This is a genomic window from Streptomyces sp. Z423-1, from assembly GCF_013009255.1.
Classification (GTDB): Bacteria; Actinomycetota; Actinomycetes; order Streptomycetales; family Streptomycetaceae; genus Streptomyces; species Streptomyces gossypiisoli.
In genome coordinates, this window is record NZ_CP053109.1 from 8766611 (window position 1) to 8779617 (window position 13007).

Below are 13007 nucleotides of genomic sequence, written 5' to 3' on the forward strand. Positions count from 1 at the left end.
CACGCAGTGACAGGACCGCCCTCCCCGACGCTGAGATCAGCGTGATCATTGACGTGACGTACGGGGAGGACTGGGACGCCGCCTCCCGTACGGTCCTCGGACCCATCAGCCGGGAGCTCGCCGCGAGCCGGGACGCCGCGGGCGAGCGGTACACCGTGGTGCTGCGCGAGCGAGGGCGCCCACAGCCGCTCGCCGTGCTGAACATCGCATGGGCGCACGCCTACCTGGGCGTGTGGGCGTACGACGACCAGGGCCGCCGCACCCGCGAGCTCGACCTGCGCCTTCTGGAACCCGGTCGGCTGTTCCTCCGCCACATCGCTCAGTGGCGATACGACACCGAGGACATGACGGAGTTCGCGGACGACGCGGGGCGCGTTCTCGTCGACCTCTCCCCGGACGGCAGGGGCCGGAAAGTCTCCGAACCCAAGGGCATCAGGGGCGGCTCGCTGCACACCCTGGCGGATGTTCCGGACGAGCAGCGCTGGGCGCCGGGTCCCGTATTCGGCGACTGGGCGTGGGCGGTTGCCATGGCGACCGACGGGCGCGTACGCGACGTCTCCCTGCGAGACGCACCGGCGGAAAGTCCTCACCAAGACGGTCCGGCGGAACACCGGGAGCACGGTCATGCCACCGCCCCCAGGTGGTGTCCGCCCAGCCCTCTGCGCCCGCGCCACCTCGACGAGATGTTCACGCCCGGCACCCGGTTCTCCCCGCCGGACGACCAGGCCACCGGCCCGTATGTCGTCGAGCGCGTCATCGACGCCGGAACGCTGCGGCTGCCGACCGGTCGGATCGTCGCCTGCGATCCCGGCTGGAGGGATCCCGGCGAGCCGTTCACGGTGGCCGTACCGCCCGGCAGCTACCGGATGCAGATCGCGGCTGCGGCCTGCCGAAGCGAGTTCTGGGGCAAGTCGCTGCACCTGGAGGAGTTCACCGGGGCGCGCATCCTCATCTCCGACAGACCCACGGCGACTTGGGAGATGGCGCTGCGTCCCGATGAGGACCCGCGGACGCTGCGGGAGGGCGAGTTCTACGGCTTCGGCGTGGACACCGGCACCGGCTGCTTCGTCGACGCCGCGGCGGCCGGCAGGCTCACCGGCGGAGAGAACACCGTCCCGGACGACGACAGTGCCGACGGCATCCTCGTCGTCGACGACCCGGAGTCCGGGGGCAACCTCATCGTGTACCCGAGCGGCAGGGGAGACGGCTGCTACCCGGTGTGGATCGGCCGGGACGCCGACGGCGAGGTGACGTGCCTCGTCGCCGACATGCTGATCCTGCGCCATCAGGAGTTGCTGCCGAACCGATCTCAGCAGGACTCGTAGCGGACCGCGCCGCCAGGGCTGACGAACCCTGGCTCAACGTCAGCAGGCGACGTCAGGTGCTGCGCGGGGCGACCAAGCCGGATTCGTAGGCCATGACGACGAGTTGAGCGCGGTCACGGGCGTGGAGCTTGGTCATGGCCCGGTTGATGTGGGTCTTCGCGGTCACCGGGCTGATCACCATGCGGTCGGCGATCTCGTCGTTGGACAGGCCCTGCGCGACCAGGGCGACGGCCTCGCGTTCGCGGTTGGTCAGTTCGTCGAGCCCCGGGCCGGTGCGGCCGGCGAGCGGCTGGGTGACGTACCGGTGGATGAGCTTGCGGGTGATCGACGGGGCGAGCAGGGCGTCGCCGCGCGCGGCGACACGTACGGCGTGCAGAAAGTCGTCCGGCACGATGTCCTTGACGAGGAATCCGGCGGCGCCCGCGCGCAGCGCGTCGAAGACGTATTCGTCCAGGCCGTAGTTGGTCAGGATGACGACGTGGACCCCGGCCAGGGCCGGGTCGGCGGCGATGCGCCGGGTCGCCTCGATGCCGTCGACGCCCGGCATCTGAATGTCGATGAGCGCGACGTCGGGCAGGTGTTCCCTGGCCAGCTCCAGGCCCTCCTTCCCGTCGGCGGCCTCGGCCACCACCTCGATGTCGTCTTCCAGGTCGAGGAGCGCGCGGAATCCGCTCCGGATGAGCGGCTGGTCGTCGACCAGCAGGACACGGATCATGAGGTCTGCTCCACGGGGAGTTCGGCCTGGACGGTGAAGCCGCCTTCGCCGCGCGGTTCGGCGCGCAACCGGCCGCCGAGGGCGGTGACGCGTTCGCGCATCCCGAGCAGCCCGACGCCGGGAGCCGGGGCACGTTCCGGTGTGGCCTTGCCGTCGTCGTCGACGCGTATCGCGAGGGCGTCCGGACGGCAGTCGATCCGGACCGACGCCGTGGCGGCGTTCGCGTGACGGGCGACGTTGGTGAGCGACTCCTGCACGATCCGGTAGACGGTCCGGTCCACCGCGGCCGGTACGTCATGCTGTCGTCCTTCGATCGTGAGCGTCGCGTCCAGGCCCATGGCCCGGGCCCGTTCCACCAGTTCCGGAACGTCGTCGAGCCCGCGCGGCGGGGTCGTGTCGTCGTCCCGCAGCGCCTCCAGCGTCGCACGCAGCTCCCTGGCCGCCTCACGTCCGGCCTCCTGGATCGCCAGGAGCGCCTGCGACACCTCCTCGCCACGCCTGCGAGCCACGTGCACGGCGACCTCCGCCTGCACCTTGATCACCGAGATCTGGTGGGTGAGCGAATCGTGCAACTCCCGCGCGATGCGCAGCCGCTCCTCGTCGGCGCGGCGGCGCGCCGTCTCCTCCCGGGTCCGCTCGGCCTCGTCCGCCCGTCGCTCGGCCTGCCGCAGCGCCTCACCCGCGGCGCCGGCCGCGATCAGCCAGGCCAGTTCGAGGGCGCCCCGGGCCTGCGCGAACGCCTCGCCCACCTCGTGCGGGCCCGAGGCCAGGGCCGCGAGGGGGAGAGCGGCCAGCATGGTGCCGCTCGCCGCCACCGTGACGGTGCGGTGTCCCGCCCGCACGGCGGCGTACACCGCGAACAGGTAGGCGACGGCAGGCACGTCGAAACCGGCCGCCTGGTAACCCACCGCGCACAGCCCGGCGACGACCAGGACGGGAACGGGAGCCCGGCGGCGCACCGCCAGTGCCAGTCCGCCTGCCGCCAGCAGCGCGTAGCCCAGCGGGTCGAGGGCCGTGGCGGAGTGCTGCGCGGACAGCCCGGTGACCACAAGCGTCGCCGCCACGCCAACGGCGATCACCCAGTCTGTGACACCGGCCCGAACACCCAACCGTCCCTTGCGCATGCGCGCACCCTAGCCGGGCAGCGCAGCGGGCGAGTCACGCTCACGGACGAGCGGCCGACTACCGCGCAGGCAGTACCCGCGCGGCGCCTGCCACGCCTGCGGCAGCCGGGTGCGGCATCGGCGGCAGCGCGCATTGCCTGCGCCCGCCGGACGACCGACGGCGGATCCGGCCGACATGATCGGGCGACGCGAGGTCGTGAGAACACACAAGAAGACGTCGTGAAAACACAGAAGAAGACGTCGTGAGAAGACGCAAGAAGAACTCGTGAGAAGACGCAAGAAAAGAAGGAGCGTCATATGTTCGTTCGTCGCCTGCTTGCCGCCGCCGTGGCCGCCCTGTTCGGAGGTATCGGGCTTGCCTCACCGGCAGCCGCGCACACCGCGGGCCAGTCGGTCGCCGCCGGGTTCTACGACTTCAGCCTCGGGCGGCTCGGTTCCACCACCGGCGCGCTGGTGGGGCTGGCCGGGGTGGTCGTCGCCTGGCTGGCGCTGGCTCGCCCCGCCGGCCGTCTCGGCACTGCCAACGGCTCACTCGGGGCCATGGTGGCCCTGGTGGCCGGGCTGATGAGCATCGCCCTTGGTGCGCTGGTCGCTGCCACCGCGGACGGTGGACTCGGCACCGGCAACGGGTTGGGCGGAGCCTACGTGGCCCTGCTGGTCGGACTGATCGGCACGACCCTCGGCGGGCTGGCGCTGGCCCGCTCCCGCCGCACCGGCTGACCCCAGCGGACACCAGCGCGCGTTCGGGCCCGCGTGCAGACCGCCCCGCCGGGCTGGAGCGCGATGCACACGCCCGTCGTGCGGACACCCCCGCCGCCGCCTGAGGACGCCGTTCGACCCGTACACTTGCGAAACCGATATCGGATTCGCAACTGTCCGGCGGGGAGGTGGACTGCGGTGCGGGAGTTCCAGCGGGGGGCGGTGCGGTTGCACATCCTGCACCACGCGGCCGAGGGAGAGATCCACGGCGCGTGGATGACCAAAGAACTGGCCGAACACGGCTACGACATCAGCCCCGGCACCCTGTATCCCACGCTGCACCGGCTGGAGGCAGACGGGTTGCTGGTCTCCGAACAGCACGTGGTCGACGGCCGCACCCGCCGCGTCTACAAGGCCACCGCGGCCGGGAAGCAGGCACTCGCCGAGGACCGCGAGGCCCTCAGAGAACTGGCCCGCGAGGTCCTCGGCGACGACGCCTGACCCTGCCGCTGCCCGGGCTGTCACGGCGTGCGCGCGGCCATAGTGCGGCGTACGCCGTAGGCGGCGGCGCCCACGGCCAGGACCGCGGCGCCGGAGATGACCGAGGGCAGCGGCAGGGCGAACGCCAGGACAAGGCACCCGGCCAGCCCCACCAAGGGGATCAGCGGGTGGGGGCGGCCCTCGTCCTTGGTGAGGGTCCAGGCGGAAGCGTTGGCGACGGCGTAGTACGCGAGGACACCGAAGGAGGAGAAGCCGATCGCGCCGCGTACGTCCGCCGTCCCGGCGAGCACCGCCACCACGGCGCCCACGAGCAGCTCGGCGCGGTGAGGCACCTTGAACGTCGGGTGCACGGCCGCGAAGGCATGCGGCAAGTGCCGGTCGCGGGCCATCGCAAGGGTGGTGCGGGAGACACCGAGGATCAGCGCGAGCAGGGACCCCAACGCGGCCACCGCCGCCCCGACCCGGACGACCGGCGCGAGCCAGTCGACCCCGGCGGCCCGGACCGCGTCCGACAGCGGTGCCGCGGCCTGCGCCAGCTGCTCCGGCCCGAGCACCGTCAGGACGGCGACGGCGACCGCGGCGTAGACGACCAGGGTGATGCCGAGCGCCAGCGGGATGGCCCGGGGGATGGTGCGCGCGGGCTCACGGACCTCCTCCCCGAGGGTGGCGATCCGCGCGTACCCGGCGAACGCGAAGAACAGCAGCCCCGCCGCCTGCAGCACGCCGACGAAGGTGGCGTCCGAACCGACGTCCAGCCGGGCTGCGTCCGCCGCGTCGGAGGTCAGGGCGGCGACCGCCACGGCGGCGAGCACGGCCAGGACCACGGCCACGATCACCCGAGTCAGCAGCGCGGACTTCTGCACTCCCGCGTAGTTCACCGCGGTCAGCGCCACCACCGCGGCGACCGCGACCACATGGGCCTGGCCGGGCCAGACGTACAAACCGACCGTGAGCGCCATCGCGGCGCAGGAGGCGGTCTTGCCGACCACGAAGCTCCACCCGGCGAGGTACCCCCAGAAGTCGCCGAGCCGTTCGCGGCCGTACACGTAGGTGCCGCCGGAGGCCGGGTAGCGGGCCGCGAGCCGGGCGGAGGAGGTCGCATTGCAGTACGCGACCACCGCGGCCAGAGCCAAGCCGATCAGCAGCCCGGAGCCGGCCGCGCCCGCGGCCGGGGCGAGGGCGGCGAAGATCCCGGCACCGATCATCGCCCCCAGGCCGATCACTACAGCGTCCGAGACCCCCAACCGCCGGTGCAGTTCGTCCGGCACCCCGGCGGCGGTCGACGGCTCGCTCATCAGTTCACTCCTCGCGGCACGGCGGCTGCATATGCATTACGGCGCTCGATATCGGCAGACGATATATGAGCGGGTGCCGTCAGCCCACACCGGGCCCCAGGACGAGGCCGGTGCCGCGGGTGAAGGCCCGGCCGTCCGGTCCGGTGGCCCGTACGTGGAGGACGTCGTCGGAGGAGGCGCGCGTGATCGTGGACACCTGGGTGCCGGTGATGACCTCGACGCCCTGGGAGATGAGTTCGTCACGGACGAGGGCGCCGAGTTCGCGATCCACGGTCGGCAGGATCTCGGGCAGGGCCTCGATCTGAGTGACCTCGATGCCGCGCGTGGTCACAGCCTCGGCCATCTCCGGGCCGGTGTAACCGGCACCGATGACGGCGGCCGATTCGGGTCGGCGCTCGGCGAGGGACTGCATGACCTCGAAGGGTGTCGCCCATGCTGTGCAGCAGGCGGACGCCATCGGCCGGGCCGAGCGCGTCCGGGCCGCTCAACCCCTCGATGGGCGGCCGGACACTGACCGTGCCGGTGCCCACGATCAGCGCGTCGTACGGCAGTTCCTCGGTGCGGCCGTCGGCGTCGCGCACGGCCAGCCGCTTGCCGGCCACGTCGATGGCGGTGGCGAGGGTGTCGGTGCGCACCCGCATCCCGGTGGCTTCGAGGTCTGCCAGGGTGTGGTGGGCCGGTTCGCTCCCGTGGGCGACCTCGCCGGAGACGTAGTACGGGATGCCGCCGACGGCGACGATGCGCTTGCTGGCCAACGGGATACCTCCCTTTGGACGGCCCTGGGCTTGGCGCCCACGAGGGTCCGGACGACCTCGCTGCCTTTACGTGACGATCTCGATCGTGTCGGCAGTGCTCGGCGGCGATCGCCTCCAGCGACGGCCCGAGCTGGCGGCACGGGCCGCACCAGGCGGCCCAGGAATCGACCAGGGCCTCCTCTTGCGGGTGGGTCTCAGCCCTCGACCGCGGATTTGTCCGGCTCGGCGGTCTGCTCGGTGTCGGCGAGTGCGGCGAGGAAGCGCTCGGCGTCGAGGGCGGCGGCGCAGCCGGTGCCGGCCGCGGTGATCGCCTGGCGGTAGGTGTGGTCCACCACGTCACCGGCGCCGAAGACACCGGTCACGTTCGTCCGGGTGGAGGGGGCGTCGACCATGAGGTAGCCCTCCTCGTCAAGTTCGAGCCGGCCCTTGAACAGTTCGGTGCGCGGGTCGTGGCCGATCGCGATGAACAGACCGGTCACCGCCAGGTCCGACAGCTCGCCGGTCTTGACGTTGCGCAGCTTCAGACCCGAGAGCTTCCCGTCGCCCTGGATCTCGGCGACCTCGCTGTCCCAGACGAACGTGATCTTCGGGTCGGCGAAGGCGCGCTCCTGCATCGCCTTGGAGGCGCGCAGGGTGTCCCGGCGGTGGACGACCGTCACGGACCTGGCGAAGCGGGAGAGGAAGGTGGCCTCCTCCATCGCGGTGTCGCCGCCGCCGATCACGGCGATGTCCTGGTCCTTGAAGAAGAAGCCGTCGCAGGTGGCGCACCAGGAGACACCGCGGCCGGACAGGGCGTCCTCGTTCGGCAGGCCGAGCTTGCGGTGCTGCGAGCCGGTGGCGACGATCACGGCCTTCGCGCGGTGCACCGTGCCGGCGGTGTCGGTGACGGTCTTGATCTCACCGGTCAGGTCGATGTTGACGACGTCGTCCGGAACGAGTTCGGCGCCGAAGCGCTCGGCCTGGGCGCGCATGTTGTCCATGAGCTCGGGGCCCATGATGCCGTCCTGGAAGCCGGGGAAGTTCTCCACGTCGGTGGTGTTCATCAGGGCGCCACCGGCGGTGACGGCACCCTCGAACACCAGTGGCTTCAGCGACGCGCGCGCGGTGTAGAGCGCCGCCGTGTAGCCGGCGGGCCCGGAGCCGATGATGATCACGTTACGGACGTCGCTCATGCCGTCTTCTCCGGGGCGATCTCCTCGATCAGGCCCTCGACGAGCTTCTTGATCTCGTCCCGGATCGGGCGGACGGCCTCGACGCCCTGGCCCGCCGGGTCGTCCAGCTGCCAGTCCAGGTACCGCTTGCCGGGGAAGACGGGGCAGGTGTCGCCGCAGCCCATGGTGATGCAGACGTCCGACTCCTTCACCGCGTCCACGGTGAGCATCTTCGGGACCTCGGCGGAGATGTCGATGCCGACCTCGCGCATGGCCTCGACGGCGGCCGGGTTGACCTGGTCGCCCGGGTTGGAGCCGGCGGAGCGGACCTCGACACGGTCCCCGGCCAGGTGGGTCAGCCATGCGGCGGCCATCTGGGAACGGCCTGCGTTGTGCACACAGACGAACAGCACGGAGGGCTTGTCGGACATCAGGAGGTCTCTCTTGTCTCGCGACGGCATCAGGCGCGCATGGCATCAGCACCTGGTGGTGTCAGCCACCACTGATGTGAGAGTATCAGTCCATGATGACGTCAGTCGACACTGACCTGATCCGGGTGCTGGCCGACCCGCTCAGGCTCCGGATCGTGACCCTGCTCGCCAAGGAAATGCTGTGCACCACCCACCTGGTGGAGGAGACCGGGGCGAGGCAGACGAACCTCTCCAACCACCTGAGAGTGCTGCGCGAGGCCGGGGTCGTCGAGACGGAGCCGTGCGGCCGGTTCACCTACTACCGGCTCAAGCCCGATGTCATCGCCTCGCTCGCCGGTCGGTTCGCCGACCTGGCCGAGTCCGCTCGCACCGCCGCCGAGAACAAGAGGGCCTGCCCATGACCCCCGCCGAAGCCGCCCCGACCGTGGAGTCCGCAAGACCCGTGGACGAACCCGAGTCCGTCGCTCCCGCGCCGGGCGCAACCCCGCCACGTAACCCCCTGGTTGCCCGCGCCGCCGCCGAACTCATCGGTTCGGCGCTGCTGGTGGCGGTCGTGGTCGGCTCCGGCATCCAGGCCACCGACCTGACCGAGGACGTCGGGCTGCAGTTGCTGGCCAACTCCACGGCCACCGTCTTCGGCCTCGGCATCCTGATCCTCCTGCTCGGCCCGGTCTCCGGCGCGCACTTCAACCCGGTGGTCACGCTGGCCGAGTGGTGGACGGCTCGACGCGGAGGCGCCGGGGTCACCCCGCGCGAGGTGGCCGTGTACGTGCCCGCCCAGATTGTGGGCGCGATCGCGGGCGCGATCCTGGCGGACGCGATGTTCGGCGAGCCGCTGGTGAAGTGGTCCACGCACGACCGCTCGGCGGGTCACCTGCTGCTCGGCGAGGTCGTCGCCACGGCCGGTCTGATTCTGTTGATCTTCGGCCTGGCCCGCGCCGGCCGGCTGCACTTCGCGCCGGTGGCCGTCGCCTCGTACATCGGCGCCGCGTACTGGTTCACCTCCTCGACGTCGTTCGCCAACCCGGCGGTCACCATCGGCCGCGCCTTCACCGACACCTTCGCGGGCATCGCCCCCGGCTCGGTCGCGGGATTCATCGGCATGCAGATCGTCGGCGGCGTGGTCGGACTGGCGCTGGTAGCCCTCATCTTCATGCCCGGACGACCGGCCGAATGAGCCACCGGACGCAGGTGGTGGTGATCGGCGGCGGCCAGTCCGGGCTCGCCGCCGGCTACCACCTGCGCCGCCAGGGCCTCGACTTCGTCATCCTCGACGCCCAGACCACACCGGGCGGCGCCTGGCAGCACGCCTGGGACTCGCTGCGCCTGTTCTCCCCGGCTGCGTTCTCCTCACTGCCCGGCCGCCTCATGCCCGCACAGACCGGTGAAACCTACCCCGACGCGCAGCACGTGGTGGAGTACCTCACCGACTACGAGAAGCGCTACGAACTTCCCATCGAGCGGCCCGTACGCGCCCTCGGCGTGCACCGGGACGGCGGGGTGTTGCGTGTGGAGACCGACTCCGGCGACTGGCGTGCCCGGGCCGTCATCGGCGCCACCGGCACCTGGTGGCGCCCCTTCCTGCCCGCGGTCCCCGGCAGGGCGGACTTCCGTGGACGGCAGCTGCACACCGTCGCATACCGCAGCCCCGCCGACTTCGCCGGGCAGCGTGTCATCGTGGTGGGCGGTGGCAACTCCGGTGCCCAGATCGCCGCCGACCTCGCCTACGGCACCGAGTTGACCTGGGTCACCCAGCGCCCGCCCCGCTTCCTGGCCGACGACATCGACGGCCGCGCCCTGTTCGACGCGGCCACCGCCCGTCGCCGTGCACTGGACGAGGGACGCAGGGACACGGGCGGCGTCGCCTCGCTCGGCGACATCGTCGCCGTACCGCCCGTACGCGAGGCACGCGACCGCGGCCTGCTCAAGGCAAGCCCGATGTTCACCCGTCTCGTCCCCGAAGGCGTCGAGTGGGCCGACGGCACCCGCGCCGAGGCCGACGCGATCATCTGGTGCACCGGCTTCCGGCCCGCCCTGTCCCACCTCGCCTCCCTTCGGCTCCGTGGCCGGCGCGGCCACTTCACCACGGCAGGCACCCGGGCGGTGGACGAGCCGCGTCTGCACCTGCTCGGCTACGGCGACTGGACAGGCCCGGCCTCCGCCACCCTCATCGGCGTCGGGCGCCCCGCCCGTGAGGCCGCCCGAGAGATCGCCGGCCTGCTCGCCTAGAGGGCGGTCCTACTGCTAGGTCGTGGTCCCTACTGCCAGGTCGCCGTCATACCGCTGGGCGCGGTCACACTGCGGCCGGCGCGATGGTCAGCAGCTTGCCCATTGCGGCCAGTACGGACGGCTCGACGCGGTAGTAGACCCAGGTGCCACGCCGCTCGGAGGTCAGCAGCCCGGCCTCCTTGAGCTTCTTCAGGTGGTGGGAGACGGTCGGCTGGGAGACCCCGACGTCGGAGATGTCGCACACGCACGCCTCGCCGCCCTCGTGCGAGGCGACCGCGGAGAACAGCCGCAGCCGCACCGGGTCGCCGAGGGCCTTGAACATCCGGGCGGCGGTCTCGGCCTCCTCCGCGGTGAACGGGCGCTCGGTGAGCGGCGGGCAGCACGGCGCCGCGGCCTCGCCGGGGGCGGGTTCCAGCAGTGGCAGCACCTTCGCATTCGGCATGTATCTATGTTGACATACGTCAAACCAGTAGGGGAGGGGTCGGGTCCACCACCGGCTCCAGCCCGGATTCGACGAATGTCTATGTTGACGTTTATCGAAGCAGGTGCCATGCTGGCAGCGCAAGCCATCGACGAATGTCGAAGCAAAGGGGAATCCTGTGGCCGTGTCCATCAACAGCGTGCCCACCACCGACCAGCTGCCCGTCGTGGTCATCGGAGCCGGCCCGGTCGGCCTGGCCGCCGCCGCCCGCGTCATCGAGCGTGGCCTCCAGCCGCTGGTCCTGGAAGCCGGACCGTCGGCCGGCACCGCCGTCCGCGACTGGGCGCACGTCCGGCTGTTCTCCCCCTGGTCGGAAGTCACCGACCCGGCCGCCGAGAAGTTCCTCGCGCCGACCGGCTGGGTCCGCCCCGACGGCGCCGCCTACCCCACCGGCGGCGACTGGGCCGAGCAGTACCTGCAGCCACTCGCCGACGTCCTGGGCGACAAGGTCCGCTACAACGCCACGGTGACCGGCGTGGCCCGCGCGGGCCGGGACCGCATCGTCGACTCCGGCCGCGACGAGCAGCCCCTCACCGTGCACATCCGGACCGCGGACGGCGATGAGGAGCGGATCACCGCCCGCGCCGTCATCGACGCATCCGGCACCTGGTCCACCCCCGGCCCGCTGGGCGCCAACGGCCTGTCGGCCCTCGGCGAGAAGGCGGCCGCCGACCGCATCTCCTACCGCGTCCCCGACCTCAACGACCCAGCGGTCCGCGCCCGTTACGCAGGCAAGCGCACCGCGGTCGTCGGCTCCGGAGCCTCCGCCTTCACCGCGCTCGCCCACCTCGCCGACCTGGCCCGGGAGGAGGACGGCACACACGCGGTGTGGATCCTGCGTCGCGGCATCACCGGCTCCACCTTCGGCGGCGGCGAGACCGACCAGCTCCCCGCCCGCGGCGCGCTGGGCCTGCGTGCCAAGGCCGCCGTCGAGGAGGGCCACGCGAGCGCGGTCACCGGATTCCGTACACAGACGGTGGAGCGCGACAGCGACCGGCTGGTCCTGGTCGCCGAGGACGGCCGCCGCCTGGACCCCGTCGACGAGGTCATCGTCCTGACCGGCTTCCGCCCCGACCTGTCCTTCCTCTCCGAGATCCGCCTCGGCCTCGACGAGCGCCTCCAGGCCCCGACCGCGCTGGCCCCGCTGATCGACCCCAACGTCCACTCCTGCGGCACCGTCTACCCGCACGGCGTGACCGAGCTCTCCCACCCGGAGCGGGACGTCTACCTGGTCGGCATGAAGTCCTACGGCCGCGCCCCCACGTTCCTCGCACTGACCGGCTACGAGCAGGTCCGCTCCATCACCGCAGCCATCGCCGGAGACCGCGAGGCCGCCGAACGCGTCGAACTGACCCTGCCCGAGACCGGCGTGTGCGGCGGCGCGGGCCTGTACGACGACCCCGAGGCCGCCCAGGACAGCGAAGGCGGCGGCTGCTGCGCGGCCCCGGCCACTCTTCAGATCGGCATCGGCGCCCCGGTCCCCTCCGGCGGCTGCTGAACTCCTCACCCACGCAAGGAGGTACGCCATGTCCCGCGTGCAACTCGCCCTGCGCGTCCCCGACCTCGACGCGTCCGTCGCCTTCTACAGCAAACTGTTCGGCACCGAGCCCGCCAAACTCCGCGACGGCTACGCCAACTTCGCCATCGCCGAGCCACCGCTCAAGCTCGTCCTGATCGAAGGCACGGCGGACGAGGCGACCCGTATGGACCACCTCGGCGTCGAAGTCGACACCACCGAGGCCGTCCACGCCGCCACCACCCGCCTCAGCGAGTCCGGCCTGGCCACCACCGAGGAGAACGACACCACCTGCTGCTACGCCGTCCAGGACAAGGTCTGGGTCCACGGCCCCGGCCGCGAGCCCTGGGAGGTGTACGTCGTCAAGGCCGACGCCGACCACCTGGCCAGGCAGCAGGGCAGCAGCTGCTGCTGATCGCCGACTGACGAAACCGAGTTCCGCGGCTTGGCCCTTGAGCAGTCGCCGGTTGGTGTCGGCGCCGCCGAAGCGGCGCGGCGAGAGCTGGGCGAGCCGCAACGTGGCGGAAGTCGCGCCGAGGCTGCCGAGCGACTGGAGACTGCAGCGCAGTTGACCGCGCCCGCGCACGCTGACCGAGCCGCGGCAGCTCCGCGCGGAGGCCGCCGCGCTGCTTGGCTTCCTCGACGGTCCAGCACCGCATGACGGTCCCGCACCGTATGAGGACACAGCGTCGGTACGCGTTCGTTCTCCGCGTACACCGCCGCCGAATCGTCCGCAAATACTCCGGCAATGTGACGACTCCCGCACTATGGACTGCGGCGCCCGA

The 13007-nt window shown here is 71.7% G+C and carries 16 protein-coding genes and 2 pseudogenes; 10 read left to right on the plus strand and 8 right to left on the minus strand.

Annotated elements, in window-relative coordinates; genetic code table 11:
- Positions 1 to 41 precede the first annotated feature (41 nt).
- A complete protein-coding gene (locus HJD23_RS40010; protein WP_171117421.1) occupies positions 42 to 1325 on the plus strand; it encodes a DUF4241 domain-containing protein in 1284 nt (427 codons plus the stop codon).
- Positions 1326 to 1377: 52 nt separating this feature from the next.
- Here HJD23_RS40010 and HJD23_RS40015 read toward each other — a convergent pair whose 3' ends face one another.
- Both HJD23_RS40015 and HJD23_RS40020 read right to left on the minus strand, forming a co-directional pair.
- Positions 1378 to 2040 carry a response regulator transcription factor gene (locus HJD23_RS40015; RefSeq protein WP_171117423.1) on the minus strand — a complete coding sequence of 221 codons (663 nt, stop codon included), beginning with the start codon at positions 2038 to 2040 and terminating at the stop codon, positions 1378 to 1380.
- Positions 2037 to 3164 carry a sensor histidine kinase gene (locus HJD23_RS40020; RefSeq protein WP_171117425.1) on the minus strand — a complete coding sequence of 376 codons (1128 nt, stop codon included), beginning with the start codon at positions 3162 to 3164 and terminating at the stop codon, positions 2037 to 2039. The genes HJD23_RS40015 and HJD23_RS40020 overlap by 4 nt, the downstream gene beginning before the upstream one ends.
- Before the next feature lie 297 nt (positions 3165 to 3461).
- Here HJD23_RS40020 and HJD23_RS40025 point away from each other — a divergent pair, with 297 nt between their 5' ends.
- Together HJD23_RS40025 and HJD23_RS40030 are read left to right on the plus strand one after the other, a co-directional pair.
- Positions 3462 to 3884: a DUF6223 family protein gene (locus HJD23_RS40025; protein ID WP_171117426.1), complete on the plus strand. Its 423-nt coding sequence runs from the start codon at positions 3462 to 3464 to the stop codon at positions 3882 to 3884.
- Positions 3885 to 4061: 177 nt separating this feature from the next.
- Complete coding sequence (locus tag HJD23_RS40030) at positions 4062 to 4364, plus strand: PadR family transcriptional regulator (protein WP_171117428.1); 303 nt, start codon at positions 4062 to 4064, stop codon at positions 4362 to 4364.
- A gap of 20 nt (positions 4365 to 4384) precedes the next feature.
- Here the strand turns inward: HJD23_RS40030 and HJD23_RS40035 are convergent, their stop codons facing one another.
- Together HJD23_RS40035 and HJD23_RS44815 are read right to left on the minus strand one after the other, a co-directional pair.
- A complete protein-coding gene (locus HJD23_RS40035; protein ID WP_171117430.1) occupies positions 4385 to 5659 on the minus strand; it encodes an APC family permease in 1275 nt (424 codons plus the stop codon).
- A 79-nt stretch (positions 5660 to 5738) separates the two neighbouring features.
- On the minus strand, positions 5739 to 6071 hold the full coding sequence (locus HJD23_RS44815; RefSeq protein WP_206326320.1) for an NAD-binding protein: 333 nt from the start codon (positions 6069 to 6071) through the stop codon (positions 5739 to 5741).
- 20 nt (positions 6072 to 6091) lie between these two features.
- Here HJD23_RS44815 and HJD23_RS44820 point away from each other — a divergent pair, with 20 nt between their 5' ends.
- Positions 6092 to 6373, plus strand: a complete 282-nt coding sequence (locus tag HJD23_RS44820; protein WP_206326592.1) for a hypothetical protein — start codon at positions 6092 to 6094, stop codon at positions 6371 to 6373.
- 135 nt (positions 6374 to 6508) lie between these two features.
- On the opposite strand, the pseudogene HJD23_RS45105 reads toward HJD23_RS44820, so the two are convergent.
- From HJD23_RS45105 to HJD23_RS40055, 3 genes and pseudogenes are all read right to left on the minus strand, one after another.
- Positions 6509 to 6586, minus strand: a pseudogene (locus HJD23_RS45105) (thioredoxin domain-containing protein); the annotation flags it as partial.
- A 22-nt stretch (positions 6587 to 6608) separates the two neighbouring features.
- Positions 6609 to 7586: a thioredoxin-disulfide reductase gene (gene trxB, locus HJD23_RS40050; RefSeq protein ID WP_171119150.1), complete on the minus strand. Its 978-nt coding sequence runs from the start codon at positions 7584 to 7586 to the stop codon at positions 6609 to 6611.
- Positions 7583 to 7996, minus strand: a complete 414-nt coding sequence (locus tag HJD23_RS40055) for an arsenate reductase ArsC (RefSeq protein ID WP_141310133.1) — start codon at positions 7994 to 7996, stop codon at positions 7583 to 7585. The genes trxB and HJD23_RS40055 overlap by 4 nt, the downstream gene beginning before the upstream one ends.
- 92 nt (positions 7997 to 8088) lie before the next feature.
- Here HJD23_RS40055 and HJD23_RS40060 point away from each other — a divergent pair, with 92 nt between their 5' ends.
- From HJD23_RS40060 to HJD23_RS40070, 3 genes are read left to right on the plus strand one after another with little or no spacing between them, the layout of a single operon-like run.
- Complete coding sequence (locus HJD23_RS40060) at positions 8089 to 8397, plus strand: metalloregulator ArsR/SmtB family transcription factor (RefSeq protein WP_171110472.1); 309 nt, start codon at positions 8089 to 8091, stop codon at positions 8395 to 8397.
- Positions 8394 to 9173: an MIP/aquaporin family protein gene (locus tag HJD23_RS40065; RefSeq protein ID WP_171110473.1), complete on the plus strand. Its 780-nt coding sequence runs from the start codon at positions 8394 to 8396 to the stop codon at positions 9171 to 9173. Before HJD23_RS40060 ends, HJD23_RS40065 begins: the two co-directional genes overlap by 4 nt.
- Entirely contained in the window at positions 9170 to 10225 is a 1056-nt protein-coding gene (locus tag HJD23_RS40070; RefSeq protein WP_171110474.1) for an ArsO family NAD(P)H-dependent flavin-containing monooxygenase, read from the plus strand. The genes HJD23_RS40065 and HJD23_RS40070 overlap by 4 nt, the downstream gene beginning before the upstream one ends.
- A gap of 64 nt (positions 10226 to 10289) precedes the next feature.
- On the opposite strand, the gene HJD23_RS40075 is transcribed toward HJD23_RS40070, so the two are convergent.
- On the minus strand, positions 10290 to 10667 hold the full coding sequence (locus HJD23_RS40075; protein ID WP_171110475.1) for a metalloregulator ArsR/SmtB family transcription factor: 378 nt from the start codon (positions 10665 to 10667) through the stop codon (positions 10290 to 10292).
- Between the two features lie 169 nt (positions 10668 to 10836).
- Here HJD23_RS40075 and HJD23_RS40080 point away from each other — a divergent pair, with 169 nt between their 5' ends.
- The 3 genes and pseudogenes from HJD23_RS40080 to HJD23_RS44495 form a co-directional block, all read left to right on the plus strand.
- Positions 10837 to 12204 carry an NAD(P)-binding domain-containing protein gene (locus HJD23_RS40080; protein WP_171111767.1) on the plus strand — a complete coding sequence of 456 codons (1368 nt, stop codon included), beginning with the start codon at positions 10837 to 10839 and terminating at the stop codon, positions 12202 to 12204.
- A gap of 28 nt (positions 12205 to 12232) precedes the next feature.
- Positions 12233 to 12637: an ArsI/CadI family heavy metal resistance metalloenzyme gene (locus HJD23_RS40085; protein WP_171110476.1), complete on the plus strand. Its 405-nt coding sequence runs from the start codon at positions 12233 to 12235 to the stop codon at positions 12635 to 12637.
- Between the two features lie 12 nt (positions 12638 to 12649).
- A pseudogene (locus tag HJD23_RS44495) lies at positions 12650 to 12872 on the plus strand (hypothetical protein); the annotation flags it as partial.
- Positions 12873 to 13007: the final 135 nt, after the last annotated feature.

What these genes read in the sequence shown, in the direction of transcription:
- HJD23_RS40075 (WP_171110475.1), bottom strand. Translation starts at nt 10,667, where the DNA reads ATGCCGAATGCGAAGGTGCTGCCACTGCTGGAACCCGCCCCCGGCGAG.
- HJD23_RS40025 (WP_171117426.1), top strand. Translation starts at nt 3,462, where the DNA reads ATGTTCGTTCGTCGCCTGCTTGCCGCCGCCGTGGCCGCCCTGTTCGGA.
- HJD23_RS40070 (WP_171110474.1), top strand. Translation starts at nt 9,170, where the DNA reads ATGAGCCACCGGACGCAGGTGGTGGTGATCGGCGGCGGCCAGTCCGGG.
- HJD23_RS40020 (WP_171117425.1), bottom strand. Translation starts at nt 3,164, where the DNA reads ATGCGCAAGGGACGGTTGGGTGTTCGGGCCGGTGTCACAGACTGGGTG.
- HJD23_RS44815 (WP_206326320.1), bottom strand. Translation starts at nt 6,071, where the DNA reads ATGCAGTCCCTCGCCGAGCGCCGACCCGAATCGGCCGCCGTCATCGGT.
- HJD23_RS40065 (WP_171110473.1), top strand. Translation starts at nt 8,394, where the DNA reads ATGACCCCCGCCGAAGCCGCCCCGACCGTGGAGTCCGCAAGACCCGTG.
- trxB (WP_171119150.1), bottom strand. Translation starts at nt 7,586, where the DNA reads ATGAGCGACGTCCGTAACGTGATCATCATCGGCTCCGGGCCCGCCGGC.
- HJD23_RS44820 (WP_206326592.1), top strand. Translation starts at nt 6,092, where the DNA reads ATGCTGTGCAGCAGGCGGACGCCATCGGCCGGGCCGAGCGCGTCCGGG.
- HJD23_RS40060 (WP_171110472.1), top strand. Translation starts at nt 8,089, where the DNA reads ATGATGACGTCAGTCGACACTGACCTGATCCGGGTGCTGGCCGACCCG.
- HJD23_RS40085 (WP_171110476.1), top strand. Translation starts at nt 12,233, where the DNA reads ATGTCCCGCGTGCAACTCGCCCTGCGCGTCCCCGACCTCGACGCGTCC.
- HJD23_RS40015 (WP_171117423.1), bottom strand. Translation starts at nt 2,040, where the DNA reads ATGATCCGTGTCCTGCTGGTCGACGACCAGCCGCTCATCCGGAGCGGA.
- HJD23_RS40055 (WP_141310133.1), bottom strand. Translation starts at nt 7,996, where the DNA reads ATGTCCGACAAGCCCTCCGTGCTGTTCGTCTGTGTGCACAACGCAGGC.
- HJD23_RS40035 (WP_171117430.1), bottom strand. Translation starts at nt 5,659, where the DNA reads ATGAGCGAGCCGTCGACCGCCGCCGGGGTGCCGGACGAACTGCACCGG.